This is a genomic window from Flavobacterium cyanobacteriorum (assembly GCF_002251835.1).
GTDB classification, from domain to species: domain Bacteria; phylum Bacteroidota; class Bacteroidia; order Flavobacteriales; family Flavobacteriaceae; genus Flavobacterium; species Flavobacterium cyanobacteriorum.
Genome location: NZ_NOXV01000299.1, coordinates 13,598 through 37,393 on the forward strand (window position 1 = coordinate 13,598; position 23,796 = coordinate 37,393).

The following is a 23,796-nucleotide window of genomic DNA, read 5'->3' on the forward strand; positions in this document are numbered from 1 at the left end:
CGTATGTTATATTATTTATTCGATTATCTCGACAGAGTCCTTGATGTACCTGGTACAGGGGTATTCAGGTATATAACCTTCCGTTCCGGGCTGGCTATTATTTTGTCGTTGCTTATTTCTACTGTTTTTGGTAAAAAGATCATCAACTTCCTCCGCAGGCAGCAAATAGGTGAAACCGTGCGCGAGCTGGGCCTTGAGGGGCAAAGCCAGAAAGCCGGGACACCAACCATGGGGGGGCTTATCATAATTATTTCTACGCTCATCCCGGTGCTTTTACTGGCCAGGCTCGATAACGTATATGTAATGCTGCTTATCGTTACAACGCTCTGGATGGGGACCATAGGTTTTATAGACGATTACATAAAAATATTTAAGAAAGATAAAGAGGGGCTGAAAGGTAAATTTAAGGTGTTTGGCCAGGTGGGCCTTGGGCTTTTTGTGGGGTATGTACTGTACTTCCATCCGGGTGTGACCGTAAGGACAGATACGGCAAAAATCAATATTTATGACACTACACAAAATGTCATATCGCCTGTGGGTGTAGAAGAGAAATCAACAGCCACTACCATCCCTTTCTTTAAGAATAACGAATTTGATTATGCCGAACTGCTTTCTTGGGCTGGCGATAATTATAAAGATTATGCGTGGCTTATTTTCATACCCATAGTTATTTTCATTATAACGGCAGTATCAAACGGTGCTAACCTTACCGACGGTATAGATGGCCTGGCCGCGGGTACTTCGGCGATAGCCGTACTTACGCTGGGTATATTCGCTTTCGTATCGGGTAATATTATTTTTTCAAATTACCTGAACATTATGTATATACCCAATTCGGGTGAAATGACAGTGTATATAACCGCATTTGTAGGGGCGCTTATAGGTTTCCTGTGGTACAATACCTATCCTGCCACAGTATTTATGGGTGATACGGGAAGCCTTACCATAGGGGGCATTATAGCGGTACTGGCCATAGCCGTGCGCAAAGAGCTCCTTATACCGGTACTGTGCGGGATTTTCCTGGCAGAGAACCTTTCGGTAGTACTGCAGGTAAGCTATTTTAAATATACCAAAAAGAAATACGGCGAGGGCAGGCGGATTTTCCTCATGTCGCCGCTGCACCACCATTACCAGAAAAAAGGGTACCATGAAAGCAAGATTGTTACCCGTTTTTGGATTGTTGCCATCCTTCTTGCCATTTTTTCACTGGTATCGCTAAAACTAAGGTAGTATGGAAAATGCAAAGCGGCTGGTAATACTGGGCGGGGGCGAAAGCGGTGTAGGAACCGCCATCCTCGGCAAAAAAAAAGGATATGAGGTTTTTGTATCTGATTTTGGGAAGATAAAAGATAATTATAAAGAAGTTCTTGCACTTAACAAGCTCGAGTGGGAAGAGGAGAGGCATACCGAAGAGAAAATACTCAATGCCGATGTGGTGATGAAAAGCCCGGGAATACCGGATAAGTCGCCTATAGTAAAACTGCTGATAGAAAAAGGCATACCTGTTATCTCAGAAATTGAGTTTGCCTATGCGTTCATTGATGTCCCTACTATAGGCATTACAGGCAGTAACGGCAAAACCACCACAACCATGCTTACACACCACCTTATTAGGCAGGGTGGGCTGAACATGGGCCTGGCAGGCAACATAGGGAAAAGCTTTGCCTGGCAGGTTGCCGAAGGCAAACATGAAGGGTACGTGCTCGAAATAAGCAGTTTCCAGCTAGACGGGATTGAAAAATACAGGCCGCATATTGCCGTGCTGACCAACATCAGCCCTGACCATCTCGACAGGTACGAATATAATTATGAATTGTATATAGATTCCAAATTCAGGATTACGATGAACCAGGCAGAGGATGACTTCTTTATATATGATGCCGATGATGTAATGATAGCAAAATGGATTGACAATAATAAAATGAGGGCTACGCCAATACCCTTCTCATTAACAAAAACCCTTAAAAAAGGAATTTATATAAAAGACAACACTATAATCAGCACTATAACTAACGAAGAATTTACCATGCCAATAAACGAACTGTCACTTGAAGGAAAACATAATGTAAAGAACGCTATGGCAGCTACTGCTGTTGCGCAGCTGATGAAGATAAGGAAAGAAACCATCAGGGAAAGCCTGTCGAACTTCCAGGGTGTGGAACATCGCCTGGAGAAGGTACTCAAGATACAAAATGTACAATACATAAATGATAGCAAGGCTACTAACACTAATGCTACCTTCTTTGCACTGGAAAGCATGACTGCACCCACAATATGGATTGTGGGCGGTGTTGACAAGGGTAATGATTATGACGAGCTGATGCCGCTGGTGCGCGAAAAAGTAAAAGCTATAGTGTGCCTGGGTATTGACAATGAGAAAATAATAAATGCCTTTGGCAATGTAATAGATGTAATGGTTGAAACAACCAGTATGGCCGAAGCTGTAAAAACAGCACAAAAGCTGGCAGAAAAAGGCGATGTGGTGTTACTGTCGCCCGCCTGTGCAAGTTTTGACCTTTTTGAAAATTATGAAGACCGTGGCAAACAATTTAAGGCGGCGGTGCAGAATTTATAAGTTGTATAAGTATGTCCTTCCCGGCGAAGCCGAAGAATCCCAGAAAAAGATCCTTCCTTCGTCAGGAAGGCAAAGAATAAAGTAAGATGAAAGAATTAATCAATAACCTAAAGGGAGACAAAGGAATCTGGTCATTTGTAATGCTGCTGGCCCTTATCTCGTTCATGCCGGTTTTCAGCGCCAGTACCAATCTGGTGTATGTAATAGGCAAGGGCTCAACCATAGGGTACCTGGTTAAGCATCTTGTACATGTATTTATTGGTTTCGGGCTTATATATTTTGTACATAAAGTGCCGTACCATTATTATAAAGGCCTTTCACAAATATTGCTGCCCATAGTTGGCCTGCTGCTCATCTATACCTTTTTCCAGGGTACGGTTATAGACGGTGCCAATGCAAGCCGCTGGATAAAAGTGCCCTTTATAGGCGTAACTTTCCAGACCTCGGCACTGGCATTTATCATCCTGATGATATATGTGGCGCGCTACCTGGCAAAGGTGCATGATAAGGAAATAACCTTCAAGTCGTCGTTCTTTGAGTTATGGGTTCCGGTGTTTGCCATACTGGCACTTATACTTCCGGCAAACTTCTCAACGGCTGCACTCATTTTTTCTATGGTGTGCATGCTGGTTTTTGTAGGCAGGTACCCGCTAAGGTACTTAGGGATGATCATAGGCATGGGTGTAAGCATGCTGGTACTTTTTGTGCTGTTTGCAAAAGCCTTTCCTGATGCCATGCCTAACAGGGTTGATACGTGGATGAACCGTATTGAAAGGTTTACATCAGACGAGCCTAATGAAGACGATTACCAGATTGAAAAAGCCAAAATAGCCATAGCATCAGGCAAGATATACGGCCTTGGCCCCGGTAAAAGTGTACAGAAGAACTTCCTTCCGCAGTCATCGTCCGACTTTATTTTTGCCATAATTGTTGAAGAATATGGCCTTGCCGGCGGGCTTACGGTATTGTTCCTGTACCTGATGCTGTTCTTCAGGTTCCTGGTGCAGGCTCATAAAGCAAAAACATTATTCGGTAAGCTGCTTATAGTGGGGCTTGGTTTCCCCATCATCTTCCAGGCACTTATCAATATGGGGGTTGCTGTTGAGCTCCTTCCGGTAACAGGGCAAACGCTGCCGCTTATCAGTAGCGGGGGCAGCTCCATCTGGATGACTTGTATTTCAATAGGTATCATTATAAGCGTAACCAGGAAAGAAGAGGAAATTGCGCAGGAGATGGCCGAGAAGGAAGCACGGGAAGCAGCGCTGCAGCGCATGATAGACGAACATATACTCAGGGAACAGCAGCGGGAAGAGGCTGAGGCCGCAGGTATAGAGCCGGCAGCCTTCAGTATTGAAGATAAGAGCAACCCTATGCAGGCAGTAATGGGGAAGTAGATTTAGATTATTAGATTGTTAGATTTTTAGACTTATTGATAGTTTGATGTCTGTAAAAGATTAAGTTATAAAGGGAATGAGTAACAAAAAATTCATATTAAGCGGAGGCGGTACAGGAGGCCATATCTATCCTGCTATTGCTATTGCCAATGAATTAAAGGCACGTTTCCCTGAAAGCGAAATACTTTTTGTGGGGGCGAGCGATAAGATGGAAATGCAGAAGGTGCCCCAGGCCGGCTACAAAATTATAGGCCTTTGGATTACCGGCATACAGCGCAGGCTTACGCTTGATAATGCCATGTTCCCCTTTAAGCTGATAAGCAGCCTGTGGAAGTCAAGGAAGATTGTAAAGGATTTCAGGCCGGATGTGGTTATTGGTACAGGTGGTTTTGCCAGTGGCCCGTTGCTCCGTGCAGCCTCTGCTATGGGTGTGCCAACCGTGATTCAGGAACAAAATTCTTACCCTGGCATAACCAACAAGTGGCTGGCAGAAAAGGCTAAGAGAATATGCGTGGCCTATGATGGCCTGGAACGTTTCTTTCCGAAAGAGAAAATAGTTTTCACAGGCAACCCGGTAAGGCAGGATATTCTTGATGTTGATAACCTGAGGCAGGACGCTATTGGTGCTTTTGGGCTCGACCCAAATAAAAAAACATTGCTGGTGTTGGGAGGCAGCCTTGGCTCACGCCGAATCAACCAGCTTATAGCCAAAGAGCTTGCCTGGCTGCTGGCCCGGGATATACAGCTAATATGGCAGTGCGGCAAATTTTACTTTGAAGAGTATCGCCATTATGGCGATAAAGAGAATGTAAAGGTTTTGTCGTTCATAGACAGGATGGATTTTGTATATGCCGCTGCCGATGTGGTGATATCACGTTCAGGGGCATCATCGGTATCTGAGCTTTGCATAGTGGGTAAGCCGGTATTGTTCATCCCCTCGCCGAATGTAGCCGAAGACCACCAGGCAAAGAACGCGCGGGCAATAGTGGATAAAGGCGGAGCGCTGATGCTGAAGGAAGCCCAGCTTGATACGCAGTTCCAGAATGTTTTTGGCGACCTGATAAGCAATACAGAAAAACAGCTAAGGCTGGGGGAAAATATTAAGAAGCTGGCAAAAGTAAATGCCACAAAAGATATAGTGGACGAAATTGAGAAGTTGCTTAAAAAGTAAAAAGTAGCAAAATCTAAAAAATTGAATAGTATAAAAACCATATAGTGGGGATGGACCTGAACCAGATACATAACGTTTACTTCATAGGGATTGGCGGCATAGGGATGAGCGCCCTGGCCCGCTATTTCAAGTCTGTCGGCAAAAATGTGGCGGGGTATGACCGTACCCCTACACACCTTACTGATGAGCTGAAGGAAAATGGTATCCATATCCATTTTGAAGATGCTATTGAGCTGATTGAGCTTCCGTACCTGAATAAAGAAAATACACTTGTAGTAGTTACCCCGGCGGTGCCTAAGCATCATTTCCAGTGGAATTACTTTGTTACTAATGGTTTTGAAGTTAAAAAACGCGCCGAAGTATTAGGAATTATTACTAAAGATACTTTTTGTTTTGCGGTGGCCGGTACACACGGCAAAACCACAACATCAAGCATACTTGGCCATATTTTGTATGAAAGTGGCGCTGATGTAACCGCATTTTTGGGAGGTATTGTAGAGAATTACGATTCCAACCTGATAGGCAGTGGTAAAACCGTTACTGTAGTAGAGGCTGATGAGTTTGACCGTTCGTTCCTGCACCTGCACCCTGATATTGCCTGTGTAACATCAATGGATGCAGACCACCTGGATATTTATGGCGATACAGCTTCTATAGAAGCATCATTCAAAGAATTTGCTGATAAAGTAGAAAATAAGGATCACATGTTCTATACGGGCAACTTGCTGCTGGAGGGGATAAAAGCAGGGATAGATGATGACTCCGTTTTTACGGCAAAAAATATAAGGATTGAGGATGGCTGGTATGTTTTTGATGTACACACCCCGTCGGAAATTATAAAAGATATAAAATTCGGCCTGCCGGGAAGGCATAACCTTACCAATGCACTTTTAGCGCTAAGCATGTCTTACACTTACGGCACATCCGCAGGAGCTATAAAGAACGCCCTGGAGTCGTTTGCAGGGGTGAGGCGCAGGTTTTCTTACCAGGTAAGGAAGCCGGGGTTGGTTTATATAGATGATTACGCACACCACCCGACAGAAATTGATGCCGTGCACCAGGCGGTGAGCGAGCTGTACCCGGGGCAGAAAGTGCTGGCGGTTTTCCAGCCACACCTTTTCAGCCGCACGCGCGATTTTATTGACGGGTTTGCGAAGAGCCTTTCGGCTTTTGAAAATATTGTGCTGCTGGATATTTATCCGGCGCGCGAACTGCCCATTGAAGGGGTTACTTCAAAATGGCTGCTGGACAAGATGGAGAACCCGAATAAAATGCTGGTTTCAAAGCACGATCTTATCCCGCTGCTTAAGATGAGCGACGCCTCTGTTATACTAACCATAGGGGCAGGAGATATTGGAGAAATGGTACCTGAAATTAAAAAAGTTTTAGATGAAAAATATTAAGTGGAACGACGTTCGGCTGGTGCTTATGCTCGGGTTGGTAATCTTCCTGTATTCATTTTCATCAAAACGTAATGAAAGCAGGAAACTGAAGGCTGCCGAAGTAGAATTTGCTGAAAATGAAAACTTTATAACGCTTGAGAAAGTTAATAAGTTGTTGATACAAAATTATGGCAACGTTACGGGCATCCCAAAAGTTAATTTAGATTTGAATAATGTGGAAAAACGGCTTGATGCCAATCCGATGATTGAAAAGGCAGAGGTTTTTGCCACTGTTGACGGTAAATTAAGGGCTGTTATTACCCAAAAAAAGCCTCTTGCAAGGGTATATGAAGGGAGCCGGTCTTACTACATTGATTATGAAGGGAAAGAGATGCCGCTGTCAGAAAATTATACCGCCCGCGTGCCCTTGGTAACCGGTGAGATTCACCTGTTGCAAAAAGGGCAACTGCATAGGCTGCTCCGGTATATATATGATGATGATTTCCTGAAAAAGAACATTATAGGGCTTGAGGTGAACCCTACAGGCGGTGTGGTAATGAAGAACAGGAACTATGATTATGACATTTTTTTCGGGGCGGCAATGAACATTGAAAAAAAGTTTAGTAATTACAAGGCATTCCTCCAGGATGCGGTTAAAGATACGCTGATAGAACAGTACAAAACAATAAATCTGAAATTTACACAACAGGTTGTGTGCACCAAAAAATAGATTATGGAAAAAGACAGCATTGCAGTAGGTTTAGACATTGGCACTACCAAGATAGTGGCCATGATAGGCAGAAAAAATGAGTATGGTAAACTGGAAATTCTGGGTGTTGGAAAATCCAAAAGCCTTGGTGTGGCCAGAGGAGTTGTTAATAACATAACCCAAACCATCCAGTCTATCCAGCAGGCCGTACAGGAGGCAGAAGCTGATTCAGGCTACAGGATAAATGATGTGGTGGTGGGTATTGCCGGGCAGCATATACGCAGTATACAGCATAGCGATTACATCAGCAGGAACAACCCGGAAGAAGTGATTGGCGATGCCGATATTGATATGCTCATCAACCAGGTGCACAAGCTGGCCATGCTGCCGGGAGAAGAGATCATCCATGTGCTGCCACAGGAGTTCAAGATTGACGGCCAGGCCGAAATAAAAGAGCCTATAGGCATGTATGGCGGCCGTTTAGAGAGCAGCTTCCACGTAGTGGTAGGCCAGGCTTCATCTATCCGCAATGTTGGCAGGTGTATTAAAAGTGCGGGGCTGGATCTTTCAGGCCTCACCCTGGAGCCGCTTGCTTCAGCCGATGCCGTGCTTAGCCAGGAAGAGAAAGAAGCAGGGGTGGCACTTATTGATATAGGCGGTGGCACCACTGACCTTGCCATATTCAAAGATGGTATTATACGCCATACTGCTGTTATACCTTTCGGAGGCAATGTAATTACAGAAGATATAAAAGAAGGCTGTTCTATAATAGAAAAACAGGCCGAACTGCTTAAAGTAAAGTTCGGTTCGGCATGGCCGGGTGAAAATAAAGATAATGAAATTGTTTCCATACCGGGCCTCCGCGGACGTGAACCCAAAGAGATTTCGCTTAAAAACCTTTCAAAGATCATCCATGCCAGGGTGGTTGAAATCATAGAACAGGTATTTGCTGAAATCAAGGCTTACGGACATGAAGACCCGCGCAAAAAACTTATTGCGGGCATTGTGCTTACGGGCGGGGGTTCTCAGCTAAAGCACATCAAGCAGCTGGTGGAGTACATTACGGGCATGGACACCAGGATTGGCTACCCTAATGAGCACCTGGCAGGCAACAGCGATGAAGAAATATCAAGCCCGCTATATGCCACTGCCGTAGGCCTTGTAATGAACAGCCTGAGGAACAATACAAAGAGCGCCACGCCGCTGGTAGAACTGCAAAAGCCCGTTCAGGAGCCGGTGCTTAAACAGCCTGTGCAGCCTACGGTAACAGTAACACCACCACCTTCGTTTGGGGAAGAAACTCTGGAAACAGTAGCCGTGCAGGAGCCTGTAAAAGCCGGTGCCGGAATACAGGAAACCACAGAGAAAAAAGTGAAAAGGTCGTTTTTCGACAAGTATATTGACAGGATTAAGGATTTTTTAGATAACGCAGAATAAAAACCCGAAGGATATGATAAGCAACTCAGAATTTGGAAGCATCTCGTTCGATTTACCAAAGAACCAATCGAACGTGATCAAGGTAATTGGTGTTGGCGGCGGCGGAAGCAACGCTATAAACCACATGTTTAAGCAGGGGATAAAGGGTGTAGATTTCATTGTTTGCAATACGGATTCGCAGGCATTGCAAAACAGCCCGGTGCCAAACAAGATACAGCTGGGTGTTGGGCTTACCGAAGGGCTTGGCGCGGGTGCCAATCCGGAAGTAGGGCAGCAGGCTGCACTGGAGAGCATTGATGATATTGAGAAAATGCTGGACACCAATACCAAAATGATATTCATAACCGCGGGTATGGGTGGCGGTACGGGTACCGGGGCTGCTCCGGTTATTGCACAGCTTGCCAGGGAAAGGGACATACTCACAGTAGGTATAGTTACCATACCTTTCCAGTTTGAGGGCAAAGTACGCTCTGACCAGGCCATGGCCGGTGTGGAAAGGCTTCGTAAGCAGGTAGATTCGCTTATCGTTATCAATAATAATAAGCTTCGGGAAGTATACGGCAACCTGGGCTTTAAGGCAGGCTTTTCAAAAGCGGATGAAGTCTTAGCAACAGCCTCCAGGGGCATTGCCGAGGTGATAACACACCACTATACACAAAACATCGACCTTAAAGATGCCAAAACAGTACTTTCAAACAGTGGCACGGCCATAATGGGTTCAGCTATGGCTTCGGGGGATAACCGCGCCAAAGATGCCATTGTGAACGCGCTTGACTCGCCTTTGCTCAATGATAATAAGATTACCGGTGCCAAAAATGTATTGTTGCTTATCGTTTCAGGCACTAATGAGATCACTATTGACGAGATTGGCGAAATTAATGATCACATACAGGCAGAAGCAGGCTTTAATGCCAACATTATTATGGGTGTCGGCGAAGATGAAGCCCTTGGTGATGCTATTGCCGTTACCATTATCGCTACGGGGTTTAATGTGGAACAGCAAAATGAAATAGTAAATACCGAACCAAAGAAAATAATACATGCCCTTGAAGAAGAGCAAAGGCTCGTGCGCGACCTGACGCAGAAACCTATAGTACAGGCATTTGATTTCGCAGCTCCGGCAGTCCAGCCTAAAGAAGAAACAAAACTCCCTGAGGCAAAGCTTCCTGAAGTAAAACAGCCTGAAGTTGAAGAAAAAATTATATTCGCGCTTGAGGAGGAAGTTGAGGAAAAAAAGCCGATAGCTGAAGTGGACGTGTTTCCTTCTTCAGATTTTATCAATAACCTGGATGTTTTTTTCGAAATAGTAGCGCCGGCAAAAGAAAAACCACAGCCATTTGAAATCAGGGATGTAAGGGAAATTGAAGTAAGGGACCCTGAGTTTGTGGTGGTGGAAAAGAAAACCGAGGAGCAGTTTACATTCTCCTTTGACCTGTCTACAGATAATTCGGCCAAAGACGAAAAAATATTCTTCAGCCTGACCGAAGAAACACGCAATATTAAAGTGAATGAGCCTGTCCAGGTAGTGCCTGTAACAGAGCTAAATGAAAATGGCGTTGTGAGATACTCCCTTGAAGATTATCTTGAAAAGGAAAAAGAACTCCTTGAAAGCAAGCCAGCGGCACAGGTTGAAGAACCCCTCGCGCCAGAGCTTAACCTTACCCTCAAAACCGGACAGCCCGTACAGGCTCCTGCCGCAACGGCACATGACGATTATTCGCCTGTGGAGATGACTATTGAAGAGACATTAAGGCTCAGGGCTGAGGAGCGCCGCAGGAAGATGAAGGAGTTTAACTATAAGTTCCATAACAGCGCTTCACGTATTGACGAAATAGAAAAGGAACCGGCCTATAAAAGGATGGGTATTGACCTTACCGACTCCCGTACTGACAATAGCAAATCACGTTTATCATTAGGAACCGACAGCAATGACGACCTGCAGTTGCGCACCAACAACTCATTCCTGCATGATAATGTTGATTAACTAACTCAAATGTGATTCTTTTTAACCCGGAAGCATAGTATGTTTTCGGGTTATTTTTTTTAATTTCGCACCACAAAATTTAAGCTATGAGTTTACAAACTAAAATCATGGATGCCATCAAGGAAGCCATGAAAGCTAAAGATACTGTAGCGCTTGAATCGCTAAGGGCGGTTAAATCGGCAATCCTGCTCGCGCAGACCGAAAGCGGCGCCAAAGAAGAATTATCAGAAGAGGAAGAAATAAAAATCCTCCAGAAACTGGTAAAGCAGCGTAAAGACAGCGCGGCCATATATGTTGGGCAGGGGCGCCAGGACCTGGCTGACCCGGAACTGCAGCAGGCTGCTGTTATTGAGAAGTTCCTTCCGGCGCAGCTAAGTGAAGCAGAGGTAGAGGCTTTGGTACAAAAAATAATTGCCGATAACGGCTTTAGCGGCATGGCCGATATGGGCAAGGTTATGGGTATAGCCTCAAAAGAACTTGCCGGTCAGGCTGATGGTAAAACTATATCGTCGGCAGTTAAGAAAGCATTATCATAAAGATTGCCAGACTTTCAGGCAATCTAAAACAGGCTCCATAGTTCAATTGGATAGAATATCAGATTCCGGTTCTGACGATTTGGGTTCGAATCCCGATGGGGTCACAATTATTGATTTACCTTGCATTTAGATGCTATGAAAACCTCAGTAAACACTGAGGTTTTTCTTTTTTATTTGATATTGTTGCTATGTCATTTAATGTCCAATGTGTTACCAATAGTATTCCGTTTATATTTTTAACCACGTTTACGATCCTAAAAAATACTATACGCTTCATATCAGGTTCTGTTCCACTTTTGTTGCGTAACAAGTGTCTATAAATTAAAAGGCAAGTTAAAAAGTTAATTATTTGTTAACATATAACACAAAATATTTTTGAGACATTAGTCGTTGAAGCAGTATTAACCAAAATCATAACAAATGAACACAAATGTAAATCAGCGGCAAACCTTATTTAGGTTTATCAGTATCAGGCCACCACAACTGACAGATGATGACAACCGGAGTCAAAGATTCGTATTTTGGGAGGGAAAAAGTATATTTAGGCGTGCAGTAGAAAACAGGCCTCCCGGTATGACAAAAAAGGGGGCAATGGAATTAGAGGCTGATAACTTCGACCCATACCCTTCTGCAGAATGGATGAAGGAAAATTTTGGAGCAGTTGTTGAGGTAGCGATATGGCTTGCACGTAACAAAAGTGAATTAGATGGAAGAACGCTCAAAGACAAACTCGATGATTTACCATCTCCTCCGTTTCCGTCAGAGGTTTCCAATTTATGGGATAATTTATTTTATCAGATAATTAAGCAGAAAGATTTTTATGTAAAGGAACAAGTAATTCAACTTTTAGTGCTTCTCAATCTAATTGAGCAATCAAAAAATTTGGATACCCCTACACAACTGCGTCTATACCCAATCCTTGCAAATGCCAGGGTTGTTCTTCCAACTGAATTGTTTTCGGACTATACTGCACCTTCCGAAGAATTAACAGCAAGGGTAATAGAAAAAGGACCTGTATTTAGCACGAAAGACTTATCAAAAGTGCTACGTGTAACAACTGCACAGTCTTATGTTAATAGAAGCAGGACAGCGGTTTCAGAATTACGGGTTTTACAAAATGAATATTATGATTTATACAATCAGGAATTTAATTCCTATATGTCCCAGTATGCGGAGGCTGTTGAAAGGGCATATGCAAATGCCAGGATGGTAGAACATGAAAGAATCTTGTGCCCGTCAAATTGTCCTGAAAAGTATTATACTTTTGAAAATTTAGTTATTCCAGTTTATGATTTTAAACCTCCGACTGAAGTAAAAAGCGATACATTAAAAAAGCTTACGCCTGAATCCTTATACATTGTAGAAATGTTAGATCTTACGAAGAAGAAAACTTTTGATGAGATAATATCTGGTGTTGAGGATTTTATTAGGATTAAAACTGATGAAATGTATTCTAACCTGCCTGCTGACCCTGTTACAACTACAATAGGCGGTATGACCTTCAGGCAGGCAAGCAGTTCGGAATCAAATATCTTTTTAACAGAGGCGCAGGTACCTTTTGTGGCTAACTATATTGATACATATAATAGTGCTAACGGTATAATTGAAGGCTCTTTAGATATAGTTTTTGATCTTGGATATCCAAATGCAGATGTTGTTTCGGCAGATTGGAGGGTAATTTGGGAAACTGTCGGCACTATGCCTGGCACATCATTTTCAGATACAGCTGTGGGTAATAGTTTAAAAGTATCTTTCCTTAATATTGCTAACTATTTTGGAGATAATTATTATTTCCAGTTTGTTGCCACCATTACATTAAGCGACGGTACGATAATAGAACTAGATTTTAATTTTGAACCAAAGAGAAAAGGAACTGCTGGCGTTGCTACAATTGTAACCAGAACAGCGAATCCTTCCGGTGAGCCAAAAGCTTTTATACCAAGTGACTTCGGGATCAGGAGGCTTGGAATTGCCGATTATAAAAAAGTTGTTGCAGAAGTATGCTGCTACAGGGAAGCTGAAGTAGCACATATTGAAAACCTGATGCAGGGCGAGTTTAAAAGCAAAACAACTACCCGTGAACGTATAGAAGAAACTACAACAACAGTAGAAAACGAAATTGAGAAAGAAAATCTTACTGATACTGCAACGAGTGAGCGATTCGAAATGCAGAGTGAAATTGCTACAGTTCTTGCAGAACAAAAAGAATTTAGCGCTTATGCAGTTTTAAACGGAAGCTATGGCGCCGTATCTTTTGAAACCGGGGCAAATTTTGCAACTGCAAGTGCTAAAGAGGAAAGTAATCGCCAGGCTGTAACGCAGGGTAAAGAAATTACCCAGCGTGCCATGGAAAGGGTTGTTAGCCGTTTCCGCGAGGAAGTAGTAACAAAAATTACAGAACGCTACAAAGAAGAGAATTCCCATATATTTGATAATCGAGGTGGTTCCGGTAACGTTTCCGGTGTTTATAGGTTATATTAATGCAGTTTATAAAAATCAAATATACAACTACGGAAAAAGGCTGATGTATGAGTTTATGATACCGCAGCCCAGCAAAATGCACCGATTAGGAACAGACGCAGTTAAAAATGTTCCAACCTCGAACATACAAACCATTACCGAGCCCAAAGAGCTTTCCGAACTATTTGTTTATAATTCTGCCTCAATTAATGATTATAACTATATGAGGATTGCTTCTGAATACAATGTTGTTATTGATGCGCCGCCAGCACCAACATTATCAATTGGAAAAGCTTACAAGGGTACAGGTACTCAGGGTTCATCCTCATCTGACTTTAACGATTTAAAAATTCCTGAAGGTTACACTTTAGCCGAAGTTTCATATAAATATTCGCATTGCCATGGTGCTAACAGAAATCTTTCAGCAAATCTTATTATTGGCAGTACTTTCTCTAGACTAATTTGGGGCTCAAATCAGGGTCACGGTATGGCAAATTTAGTAACAGGTTCACATAATGTAAGATGGTTGGCTGATAAGTTTATTGATACAGTCCCTGTCTCAGTTATTGGATGGGATATAGGTACTTTTTCTTTAAATGTGACAGCTCTTGTAGAAAGAACACCTAAAGCATATCAGGACTGGCAGACAAAAGCTTATGATGCAATTGTTAAAGGTTACGAAACGAAACTTCAGGAGTACTATGACTGGCTTAACAGGGATATAGCAGAAGAAAATGAATCATTTGGCACAAATCCTCTATTCTATAGGGAAATTGAGCAGATTACATTAAAACGCAATTGCCTTGCTTATCTGCTTAATGATGATGAGATGGGACAGTCATACTACACCGGCAATAGCTTTACAAACTATGCTGTAACCCGTAATCAGGATATGGATAATTATGCCAGCCTTGCCAAATTTATGGAGCAGGCTTTTGAATGGAACCTGATGAGCTATTCATTTTACCCATACTATTGGGGCAAGCAGAGTGACTGGGTACAATTGTACAGAAGTGAAACTGATGACCCAATATTCCGAGATTTTATGCAGGCAGGTATGGCAAGGGTCATTGTAAGTGTTCGTCCCGGATTTGAAGACGCTGTAATGCATTACATGAATTTTGGAGAAATATGGAATGGCGGTGCAATGCCTGTTATTGGCGATCCACTTTACATGTCTATAGTTGATGAGCTAAAAGAGCAGGAATATGTTGTTGAAGAAACCTGGGAAACTGTTGTGCCAACTTCACTTATCGGACTGCAGGAAGAAGGTGTTTCTGTTAGAGGTGGTGGCCTGCCTTGTGGTGATGGCTGTGAAGAAGATACGCCTACGCAGTTTATAGAAAACAGGAATAAGATCACACCGGAACTTCCACCGGTACAAAGTAATTAAATAAGATAATAAGCCTGTAGCTTTGGCTACAGGCTTTAATTAATAATACTATGTTTACAAAAGAACAATTAGCGAAGTGGGAAAGTGAAGGTTTTTATTTTGATGATGCTGTGAAAAGTTATGCAGTGGACAAATCTAAGGAAGATGTTACTGAAAGTAAAACACAGAACATCCTTGGTTATATGTGGTGTAATAAGACAGGTAAATCATTTTCAAAAGGCGTTTTACCATTTGGCGAAGAAACTATAGGCGCAATTTTCACATTTAGTAAGTTTGTTATAAATAAGACTTGCAGCATTTCCATTATTAACTTAGAGACAAAGAAAGTAGTTATAAAGAACAGATTTATAATCAAAAGTTCTAGGGTACTTGCTAATTTTAAAATTAGTGAAATTTTCTTAGGTTGTGAAAACAATATTGACAAATTTAGAATTGACATTAATGTTATAAATGAAACATATGTAAGTTCTTCAAAAGACCTACTTATTAGAGATCAAGAAATATTAAAAGTTCACTATGTAATTTTGATACCTTTGATAATGAAAACAAAAAAGTGGGTTATTGCTACGAAATCGCAAGAAGACTGGTTTTTGCATAAAGGGACTAAATATCCTTGGGAAAGCAACCCAAGGCTAAATTATTATAGATTTAAGGATTGGGCTCTAACATTTAAAAGATTTCAGGAAAGATATGATGAAAAGAAAAATGTTTGGAAATCGGAGGCATCTATAAATCAACTAAAAAAAGAAATTAGTAAAATGATTAAAGATGGCCATGCCGAAAAGCCAAGAGCTTCAAAAAAAATCACTCGATTTGGTACTTCAATTACTGATGGAACTTTAGTTGAACATAAAATATCTCCTGCGGAATTAAAGGAACCGATTGTTGCCGAAATACCTTTATTTGATAAATATTACTTTACCAGTTATGTATATGAAGAAAGTAAATTATTCGCCGAAATAGATGATTTTTATGCTTCAATAGCAAATTGTACTGTAAGGTTTTGTGCTAAAGGTATACTAGAATATGTTAATGAAAATGAAATTAGAGCCACTATAACAGAACTTGGAATTTACATTCGCGATGGTTTCGATTTCGTAGGTTCCCAATCATTAGGATTTTGGTCTTACAAGGAAATGAATGTTAGTAATAGTATATTATCTAATGGAAGCTATATTGGAATAAATAATGAAGATTATAAAAAGTACAGAGCAGATACAGGAATGGGTCAAGATTTCTATACTTATTCGACGATAATGATTACTTATCCTGATTTTAATTTTACACTATGAACTTTAATATTGGTAATTCTTATCGCAAACATTTTATCTTACTTTGTTTGATTTTTCTAATAAGTTCGATTTTATTAGTATTATTGGCGGAAACTATTTGGTTTCCAATCAGGTATTCTAATGTTGACAATTTTATATATTATTTTTCCACAAGAAATAAACCATTTGATAATCTACTTTTTGCGTTTAAACATATCTATTGTTATTATATACTAACCTATCTTATTATGACAATATCATACATCTACTTTAATAGTACATCATTTGTATTAAAGAGATCTTTTCCTTTAAGGTATACAATAGTATTTTTAATGATGTTTCTAACTTCTTTAATTATATATGCTATTCATAGATTTATAGTACATAAGGGCTCATTTAATCATTGGGCCAAAGAAGTTTTTCTAAAGTATATTGAAATGGTATTACATGAACACAAAATAGTATTATTATATCTAATCGTAGTTTTATTTTGTACAATAATATATGATAAGTATATCAATTAATATGTGCAACCAAGCATTCAGCAAAACAAAAGATATCAATAAAATCTTTTATATCTCATTCTTTTTAATACTACTTTGCTGCTGTAAAAATGTTGATGAAAAAGTAAACGATGCTGGCTATGTAATTAATGATTATACCAATTATTCAATGTATTATAAGATTGATGTAACAGGTAATGATGATAAGGAATTATTTTTAGTTACTAAAGAAATATTTGTTGCTGATTCATCATTTGGTATATACAATCCAGACAATTTAATGAAAGCTAAACTATGGAGCTTGCAGCAAAAAGATAAGCCATACATTATTTATAACATCTTTATAGAAGAAAACAATGAAGTGGTTTAAACTTTTATTTTATTAAATTTCTTTAGTGCGATGATTGTAAAAGCCAGGTAATTAAAGCCTAACCAGCTTGCGGTTGTTGTGTCAAATCGATTTAACAACGACCTAAAGCTATCCATCCAGGCGTTTGCCCTTTCGATTTTATACCGTTCCTTATAAAGTAATGGGTCAAAATATTCATCCCTGTTNAAAAAAGTTAAATATTTCATAAAGTATTTATTTATTCGAAAGTTCTCCATCTTCCACGATTTTTAATATAACCATAATCTACTTTAACTGCTCCACCAAACCACGAACGATGCCATCGTACACCCCAATTATCAGTGGGAGCAACTACTGTAACATTTGGAAAAACTTGGTTTATTTGCCATGCAATACTACCTTTCCCTTTTCCTGTTCCGCATGAATACAATTTTAATTTTATTTTTGCTTTCATTCCTCCGTCTATCATCTGTTTCCAAGTAGGACTTTTAGAATACAATAAATCACTTATCTCTTTTACTGCAGACATTCCCTCTATTGCGAGTCTCCAACCATGACCATGAATTTCAACTTCGCCAACACCCGGCTTTGATTGCTTTGCCCATTCAGATAGTGCCCCAAGATATTCATCGGTGTGTAAATTAACTATATCTCCAGTTTTTACATCATTTGGATTACTTTTATTAACTACTTTAGGATTTTCACTGGCCTGAGCTTCATGCTCAATAAAATTTGCCACATGATTCAGCAAACTCACCGTAAGGCCTGTTGCTGCGCCTTGCCAAATGTTGCCTTTACAAACCCGCGGCTGTAAAAGGTACATCAGCATGCAGCGCTGTTATTGTATAGGCTGTCATGGATATTATGGCTCCTACCACCACTGCTGTTAAAGATATAAATTCTTCGCCACTTGGGTCAATATTTTTTAAAGGATTAAGCCCGGCGACGGCATGTACATTGCCCCCGACAAGAGGGTGAAGATTTGGTGATTTAATTTTTTTTGAGAAAAAAATCCCGGATGATACGTACGTGATTTTATGTAATAAACCCAAACATTAATTTCAGGATAATTATTTTATTTTTATTTTAAATAATACCACCTTTATCCGACGTAAATAATTTTTATGAATGCGCTGCATCAGATTATAAGCATTTTGTCGCGCGATGAAAGAAAGGCTTTCACTTCTTGCATTATCTTTGCCAAAAAAAACCAATGCAGGCAAAATATCCCTCTGATTCGCTTTGTGTAATGACCGACATCGTCCTGCCGGGCGAAACTAATCCGTTAAACAACCTATTTGGCGGTGAGCTGCTGGCCCGTATGGACCGTGCCGCAAGTATTTCTGCACGCAGGCACTCTCGCCGTATTACGGTAACTGCTTCGGTAAACCATGTGGCTTTTAACCGGGCCATCCCTTTGGGAAGCGTAGTTACGGTAGAGGCTAAGGTGTCGCGCACTTTCCGTTCCTCCATGGAAATATTTATTGATGTATGGATTGAGGACAGAGAGTCCGGCAACAGGACTAAAGCCAATGAAGCTATCTATACCTTTGTAGCCGTTGATGAAACGGGACGCCCTGTGGAGGTGCCTCCTGTGGAGCCGCAAACCGAACTGGAGAAACAGCGCTATGCCGCTGCACTGCGCCGCAAGCAGCTAAGCCTTGTGCTGGCAGGCAAAATGAACCCGCACGAAGCTACGGAGCTTAAAGCCTTGTTTGTGTAACTGATACTAACTGTTAGTTACTTAGCCATTGCTGAGGATTGAGTATTGTTGTATTTTGATGAAGCATAAATTTCATTATGGTTTTACCCGAATAAGGATTAGTATATACTGTACCTATATTCTGCTTTAATGAAACTTTATCACCTATACTTACATTTACAGAAGCAAGATTAAGATATACTGTAAAATAATTACCGTGTTGAATATATACCGCTTTATGACCGGCTACAAGTTGTATCATTGTAACTTCCCCTCCAAAAACTGCCCTTACGGATGCGCCGGGTTCGGTTGTAATTTCTACTCCACTATTATGAACCGTTCCTGATTTTATCAGAGGATGTGGCTGGTCTCCATATCCTAATGAAATAAATCCTTTTTCTACAGGCCAAGGTAATTTACCTTTATTAGCGGTAAAGTTATCTGCCACTATCCTGCCTTCCCTTGTAAGTACAATTTTATTTGAAGCAGTACTGGCTGCTTTTTCAGCTGCCTCTTTTTTAGTGGTTGCCGAATTGGCCGTCTTTTTGTTTGCGGCAACTATCGCTGCACGTATCATTCGCTCAATCTGACGGTCAATTTCTTTTGTTTCCCGTTGTTTTTTCTGTATATCAGCCATATACTTTTTCTTGTCTTTCTGTATCAGCTTTACCAGTTCTTCCCGCTCCCTTTTTTCTTTTTCCAGCGCCTGCTTCTGTTTCTCACTTTCGGTAAGCAGTTTCTGTTTTTCCTGCTTTTGTGCATTCAGCTTTTGAAGCAAAACCTCCAGCTGTTCCATTTTAGCACGTATCTCATCGCCCTGTATTTTCCTGAAGCTGGCATACTGCTTCATGTACTGCATCCGTTTGTAGGCCTGAAGGAAATTGTCTGATGACAGGATAAACATAATGCGGCTGTGGTCTGATTTCGCTTTATATGATTTTACCAGCATTTCGGCATAATCTTGCTTAAGCGCCTCAAGCTCGCGGTTCATTTTGTTTACCTGCAGCTGGTTAAGGTATATGTCATCATTAAGCAGGCGTGTCTGCTTTTGGGTGGTATTAATGAGTTTTTCGTTGAGTTTTATTTTGGTCTGCTTTTCAGATATCTCGCCAAGCACCGACCTTTCTTTTTTCTTTTCCCTGCTCAGTAATTCCTGGAACTCCCTGATCTCTTTCTGTATCTGGGCCTTGCGCTGTTCCAGCTTTTTTTGCTGCTCATTCTGGCCCCATGCCACGGCAGCAAGGGCAGTAAAAACAATAGTAAGGAAGAGTCTTGCCATGTGTGTGCTTACGGATTAGTCAATTAAAATCTGCTCAAAACCTTCTGGTATGCTGTAAGGAAATGATAAATCCTCATCAAAGGTAACGTTATTATAGTCAACCGATATATATACCCTGTCTTTTTGTTCTGCCTCAATTTTTATTTCTGATGGTAAAATACCCTTATTGTATTCTTTATGGGCAGGATACTTTATGGTAAGCCTCCTGGCCTCCTGGCCTGCCTGCTCTATGGCCTGTTCCTTTAAAAGATAGTTAGCCCCTTCAAAGTAAAACTGTTTCGTTATCTGGTTTTTTTGCTTTGCCATCAGCTTATAAAGGCCATTTTCTATAACTGACTGGTAAGTGCCCTTTTCCAGGTTATCAATAGTCTCACCTAAAAATATGTTCTGCACCTTGTTATAATCAAGCTCTGTACCCAACCACCGGCTTAGTACTGCATAGTTGCCTTCAAAATACGTATTGTTTATCTTTTCATAATAGCTTACTTTTTCAGGGGTTATCATGGCTTTGGCCATGGTTATGCCTAAAAAGCGGACGCTGATAAGGATGATCTCATCTTTTTTAATGCGAATGTCGGCAGACATGCTATGCGACTGCTTACTGTCTTTATAATTTGCCCCGGCGCTTATGTGCAGCGTCCGGAAGTCTTTACGGTTCTTGTAATGCCCTTCCATTACAGCCTTGGCGCCTTTATCGGCAGTTGCACTTTGTTCGGCAACTACCGCCTGTTTCGATTTACAGGAAGCAAGGGCTATTAATAGTAGTAATACGGTTATTTTTTTCATTTATTGCTTTTTGCTTTTATAAGCTTATCGGCTTTTTCAAAATACGCCTGCTTCTTTTTATCATCGCCAAGCCCTTTGTATGCCTCTCCAAGCTGCCTGTTGATATTTGACTCAAGTTCGGTATCATCTACCACAAAATCAAGGCCGTTCTCCAGGTATTCTTTGGCTTTGTTATGTTGCTTAAGGTTGTTTGAAGCCAGCCCTGCAAAATAATACAGCCGGGCATGGGTAGGATAAATTTCAAGGTACTCTGCCGCTACTTTATACAGATTTTCTATCTGCAGGTCCTCTGCATAAGAATAGAGCAGTAGCTCCACTGTTTCAATATCATCTTCTTTTGTTGAAAGGCCTTTGGCAAAATACGCCGCAGCTTTGGCAAAATTCCTTTTGTTGAAAAAGAACTTGCCTACTTCTTTAGGTACATTAATTGCTTTTTCATCCTCAAAGTAACCTACTGCTTTTTCAAGGTCGGCATCATACTTGGTGGTGGTTGAAGAATAGATGAGGAACTCATTAAGCACCCTGTGCTTTATTTTCCTGTCTATTTTAGCACTGCCCAATATTTTATACATAGAGGCTACGGCTTTTTCCCCTTCATTATTATTCAGGTGGAACTTAAACAGGCTTACCTGTGCCCAGTCAGAAGCCGGGATTTCTTTTTCAAGGAGCTTTGCCACTTCCTCTGCCTTGGCTTCCTGGTTGGTTTCAGAATACAGGTATATGAGCTGTAGGTAATTAGACTCTTCCTTAGGGTTCTTCTTTATAGCTGCTTCAAGGGCTTCTTTCTGCGGTTTTTTATATTTATCTTCGCTTAATATCTGCAGTTTATAAACCTCCCTCTTTTCTGACTGCCCTACTGTTTGTTCCAGCTCATTGATAAGTGCTAATGCTTTGTCATACTGGCGGGTATGCATGTATAATGAAACAAGGTCTTCCTGGTAATACTCTTTGCGCCACTCGGTCAGTTTTTGTACCACAGGTATTGACCGGTTAAAGTCCTGTGTGGCATAATATACATCATAAAGGCCGGCCCAGTACCAACGGTTTTTAGGGTCAAGCTCTGTTGCTTTTAAAAAAGCCTTTTCAGCCTCGGGATAGTTTTTCATGGCGAGGTAATTCTTACCAAGCTCATTAAAAACTACAGGATTTGAGGGCTGTTTTGCAAGGCATTTTTGCAACGACTGTATAGCCTTATCATAGTTTTCAATTCCCTTTTGCTTTAATGCTTCATAAAAATTATTTTCAAACTCATCAGTGGCCAGGGCCATTTCATCCGGCTCCTGCTGGGCATAAGAAACGGCAGGACCTAAAAATCCTGAAAGCAGCAAGCTGTAAAAAAGGGTTTTTAATTTCATTTATTCTAAAACTGAATAGTCGCCTATGCTTATGCTGGTAAAATTACCGTTGAAAGAAGCATGGTTTCCTATCATTGCATTGTCTAAGTTAGCATTTTTTATGGTAACACCTGTTTGTACAAGGCTGTTTTTTACAGTACTGTCCTCAACCCTTGTATTAGCGCCAAGCGATACATTAGGGCCTATAACAGCATTTTTAAGCACTACATTTTCGCCAATAAAGCAGGGCGGAATAATGGTACTGTTATCAGCAACAACCGAACCCGACACCAGGTTCTCACCGTCATTATGCAGGAAGCCCAGCATACGGGTGTTGGTATCTACTGTAACATTCTTGTTGCCGCAATCCATCCATTCGTCTACTTTACCGGGAACAAATTTCATGCCTTTCTGCTTCATGTTCTCCAGTCCGTCTGTAAGCTGGTACTCGCCACCCTTCATTATATCATTATCCAGGAGGTACTGCAGTTCGCTCCTTAAAGTTTCACCGCTCTTAAAATAATAGATACCTATAATAGCCAGGTCAGATACAAAATCTTTTGGTTTTTCCACAAAATCAACAATCTCATTCCTGTCATTAAGCTGCACTACGCCAAAGGCGCTGGGATCATCAACCTGCTTTACCCATATTACACTGTCAGCCGTAGTATCTAACGTAAAATCAGCACGAAATAGTGTATCGGCGTAAGCCACTACTATAGGCCCGCTCATTGACTCCTTCGCGCTCATAATAGCGTGGGCTGTACCCAGCGGCTGGTCCTGGTAATATATTGTGCCTTTTGCCCCAAGCTTTTCAGCAATGGCTATCAGGTCTTTAGGCACTTTATCGCCAAAATCCTTATGGATTATAAAGGCTATTTCCTCAATCTCCTGGTTCAGTACACCTGCAATGTCTTCTACAAGCCTGTGTACAATAGGTTTACCTGCTATAGGGATTAAAGGTTTCGGCACTGTTAAAGTATGCGGGCGCAGGCGTGAGCCCCTGCCCGCCATAGGTACAATTATTTTCATGGTTGATGTGTTATGTTATGGTTGATGTTATTCTTTACTATCTAATTATTTAACTCCGGTGCTGCCAAAGCCTCCGGTACCTCTTGTTGTTTCTGTTAGCTCTTCTACTTCTATCCACTCCGCGCGCTCATGCTTTGCAATTACCAGCTGTGCTATACGTTCGCCATTTTCAACAGTAAATGCCTCTCCTGAAAGATTCACTAAAATAACTCCTATCTCACCCCTGTAATCGGCATCAACAGTGCCCGGGCTGTTTAGTACCGTAACACCTTTTTTAGCTGCCAGGCCGCTGCGCGGCCTTACCTGCGCCTCATACCCCATAGGCAATTCAATGAACAAACCTGTTTTTATGATAGCCCTGCCCAGTGGTGGCAATACTACAGGCTCATCAAGGTTTGCCCTCAGGTCCATCCCGGCCGAGGCTATGGTTTCATAATTGGGTAAAGGGTGCTGGGATGTGTTGATTATCTTAATTGTCATTACAGGTGAAGATTAGTAA

At 41.3% G+C, this 23,796-nt stretch carries 21 protein-coding genes, 1 tRNA gene and 1 pseudogene; 15 read left to right on the plus strand and 8 right to left on the minus strand.

Features of this window, described 5'->3' with window-relative positions:
• The first annotated feature begins 3 nt into the window (after positions 1 to 3).
• From mraY to CHU92_RS12805, 14 genes are all read left to right on the plus strand, one after another.
• On the plus strand, positions 4 to 1,230 hold the full coding sequence (gene mraY / locus CHU92_RS12735; protein ID WP_094416155.1) for a phospho-N-acetylmuramoyl-pentapeptide-transferase: 1,227 nt from the start codon (positions 4 to 6) through the stop codon (positions 1,228 to 1,230).
• Between the two features lies 1 nt (position 1,231).
• Positions 1,232 to 2,575, plus strand: coding sequence for a UDP-N-acetylmuramoyl-L-alanine--D-glutamate ligase (murD, locus tag CHU92_RS12740; protein ID WP_094416157.1), 1,344 nt, complete (start codon positions 1,232 to 1,234; stop codon positions 2,573 to 2,575).
• An 86-nt stretch (positions 2,576 to 2,661) separates the two neighbouring features.
• Positions 2,662 to 3,969 carry an FtsW/RodA/SpoVE family cell cycle protein gene (locus tag CHU92_RS12745; protein WP_094416159.1) on the plus strand — a complete coding sequence of 436 codons (1,308 nt, stop codon included), beginning with the start codon at positions 2,662 to 2,664 and terminating at the stop codon, positions 3,967 to 3,969.
• A gap of 76 nt (positions 3,970 to 4,045) precedes the next feature.
• Positions 4,046 to 5,140, plus strand: a complete 1,095-nt coding sequence (gene murG / locus CHU92_RS12750) for an undecaprenyldiphospho-muramoylpentapeptide beta-N-acetylglucosaminyltransferase (protein ID WP_094416161.1) — start codon at positions 4,046 to 4,048, stop codon at positions 5,138 to 5,140.
• Between the two features lie 50 nt (positions 5,141 to 5,190).
• Positions 5,191 to 6,543 (plus strand): UDP-N-acetylmuramate--L-alanine ligase, encoded by a 1,353-nt coding sequence (gene murC, locus CHU92_RS12755; RefSeq protein ID WP_094416163.1) that lies wholly within the window; start codon positions 5,191 to 5,193, stop codon positions 6,541 to 6,543.
• Positions 6,530 to 7,252, plus strand: a complete 723-nt coding sequence (locus CHU92_RS12760; protein WP_094416165.1) for a cell division protein FtsQ/DivIB — start codon at positions 6,530 to 6,532, stop codon at positions 7,250 to 7,252. Before murC ends, CHU92_RS12760 begins: the two co-directional genes overlap by 14 nt.
• Before the next feature lie 3 nt (positions 7,253 to 7,255).
• Positions 7,256 to 8,668 carry a cell division protein FtsA gene (ftsA, locus tag CHU92_RS12765; RefSeq protein WP_094416167.1) on the plus strand — a complete coding sequence of 471 codons (1,413 nt, stop codon included), beginning with the start codon at positions 7,256 to 7,258 and terminating at the stop codon, positions 8,666 to 8,668.
• 13 nt (positions 8,669 to 8,681) lie between these two features.
• Positions 8,682 to 10,652, plus strand: a complete 1,971-nt coding sequence (gene ftsZ, locus CHU92_RS12770; RefSeq protein ID WP_094416169.1) for a cell division protein FtsZ — start codon at positions 8,682 to 8,684, stop codon at positions 10,650 to 10,652.
• A gap of 86 nt (positions 10,653 to 10,738) precedes the next feature.
• Positions 10,739 to 11,188, plus strand: a complete 450-nt coding sequence (locus tag CHU92_RS12775) for a GatB/YqeY domain-containing protein (protein ID WP_094416171.1) — start codon at positions 10,739 to 10,741, stop codon at positions 11,186 to 11,188.
• 31 nt (positions 11,189 to 11,219) lie between these two features.
• Positions 11,220 to 11,292, plus strand: a tRNA-Arg gene (locus tag CHU92_RS12780).
• Positions 11,293 to 11,608: 316 nt separating this feature from the next.
• Entirely contained in the window at positions 11,609 to 13,669 is a 2,061-nt protein-coding gene (locus CHU92_RS12785) for a hypothetical protein (RefSeq protein WP_094416173.1), read from the plus strand.
• A 76-nt stretch (positions 13,670 to 13,745) separates the two neighbouring features.
• Positions 13,746 to 15,041 carry a hypothetical protein gene (locus CHU92_RS12790; RefSeq protein ID WP_129583089.1) on the plus strand — a complete coding sequence of 432 codons (1,296 nt, stop codon included), beginning with the start codon at positions 13,746 to 13,748 and terminating at the stop codon, positions 15,039 to 15,041.
• 50 nt (positions 15,042 to 15,091) lie between these two features.
• Positions 15,092 to 16,333, plus strand: a complete 1,242-nt coding sequence (locus CHU92_RS12795; protein WP_094416177.1) for a DUF6402 family protein — start codon at positions 15,092 to 15,094, stop codon at positions 16,331 to 16,333.
• Between the two features lie 483 nt (positions 16,334 to 16,816).
• The gene (locus CHU92_RS12805; RefSeq protein WP_129583090.1) at positions 16,817 to 17,185 is read left to right on the plus strand and encodes a hypothetical protein; all 369 of its coding nucleotides are present in this window, start codon (positions 16,817 to 16,819) and stop codon (positions 17,183 to 17,185) included.
• Here CHU92_RS12805 and CHU92_RS12810 read toward each other — a convergent pair.
• From CHU92_RS12810 to CHU92_RS12820, 3 genes and pseudogenes are all read right to left on the minus strand, one after another.
• Positions 17,182 to 17,370 (minus strand): annotated as a pseudogene (locus CHU92_RS12810) (IS5/IS1182 family transposase); the annotation flags it as partial. The gene CHU92_RS12805 and the pseudogene CHU92_RS12810 overlap by 4 nt on opposite strands.
• A 32-nt stretch (positions 17,371 to 17,402) precedes the next feature.
• The gene (locus CHU92_RS12815) at positions 17,403 to 17,993 is read right to left on the minus strand and encodes a hypothetical protein (RefSeq protein ID WP_129583091.1); all 591 of its coding nucleotides are present in this window, start codon (positions 17,991 to 17,993) and stop codon (positions 17,403 to 17,405) included.
• Complete coding sequence (locus CHU92_RS12820) at positions 17,959 to 18,216, minus strand: hypothetical protein (protein WP_094416185.1); 258 nt, start codon at positions 18,214 to 18,216, stop codon at positions 17,959 to 17,961. The genes CHU92_RS12815 and CHU92_RS12820 overlap by 35 nt, the downstream gene beginning before the upstream one ends.
• Positions 18,217 to 18,377: 161 nt before the next feature.
• On the opposite strand from CHU92_RS12820, the gene CHU92_RS12825 reads away from it, so the two are divergent.
• On the plus strand, positions 18,378 to 18,887 hold the full coding sequence (locus CHU92_RS12825; protein ID WP_094416187.1) for an acyl-CoA thioesterase: 510 nt from the start codon (positions 18,378 to 18,380) through the stop codon (positions 18,885 to 18,887).
• A 13-nt stretch (positions 18,888 to 18,900) separates the two neighbouring features.
• Here the strand turns inward: CHU92_RS12825 and CHU92_RS12830 are convergent, their stop codons facing one another.
• The 5 genes from CHU92_RS12830 to dut are packed head-to-tail and all read right to left on the minus strand — an operon-like array spanning position 18,901 to position 23,777.
• The gene (locus tag CHU92_RS12830) at positions 18,901 to 20,145 is read right to left on the minus strand and encodes a murein hydrolase activator EnvC family protein (RefSeq protein WP_094416189.1); all 1,245 of its coding nucleotides are present in this window, start codon (positions 20,143 to 20,145) and stop codon (positions 18,901 to 18,903) included.
• Between the two features lie 15 nt (positions 20,146 to 20,160).
• Positions 20,161 to 20,931 (minus strand): DUF4292 domain-containing protein, encoded by a 771-nt coding sequence (locus tag CHU92_RS12835; RefSeq protein ID WP_094416191.1) that lies wholly within the window; start codon positions 20,929 to 20,931, stop codon positions 20,161 to 20,163.
• Positions 20,928 to 22,286, minus strand: coding sequence for a tetratricopeptide repeat protein (locus tag CHU92_RS12840; protein WP_094416193.1), 1,359 nt, complete (start codon positions 22,284 to 22,286; stop codon positions 20,928 to 20,930). Before CHU92_RS12840 ends, CHU92_RS12835 begins: the two co-directional genes overlap by 4 nt.
• A complete protein-coding gene (locus tag CHU92_RS12845) occupies positions 22,287 to 23,297 on the minus strand; it encodes a sugar phosphate nucleotidyltransferase (protein ID WP_094416195.1) in 1,011 nt (336 codons plus the stop codon).
• Between the two features lie 45 nt (positions 23,298 to 23,342).
• On the minus strand, positions 23,343 to 23,777 hold the full coding sequence (gene dut / locus CHU92_RS12850; RefSeq protein WP_094416197.1) for a dUTP diphosphatase: 435 nt from the start codon (positions 23,775 to 23,777) through the stop codon (positions 23,343 to 23,345).
• Between the last annotated feature and the right edge of the window lie 19 nt (positions 23,778 to 23,796).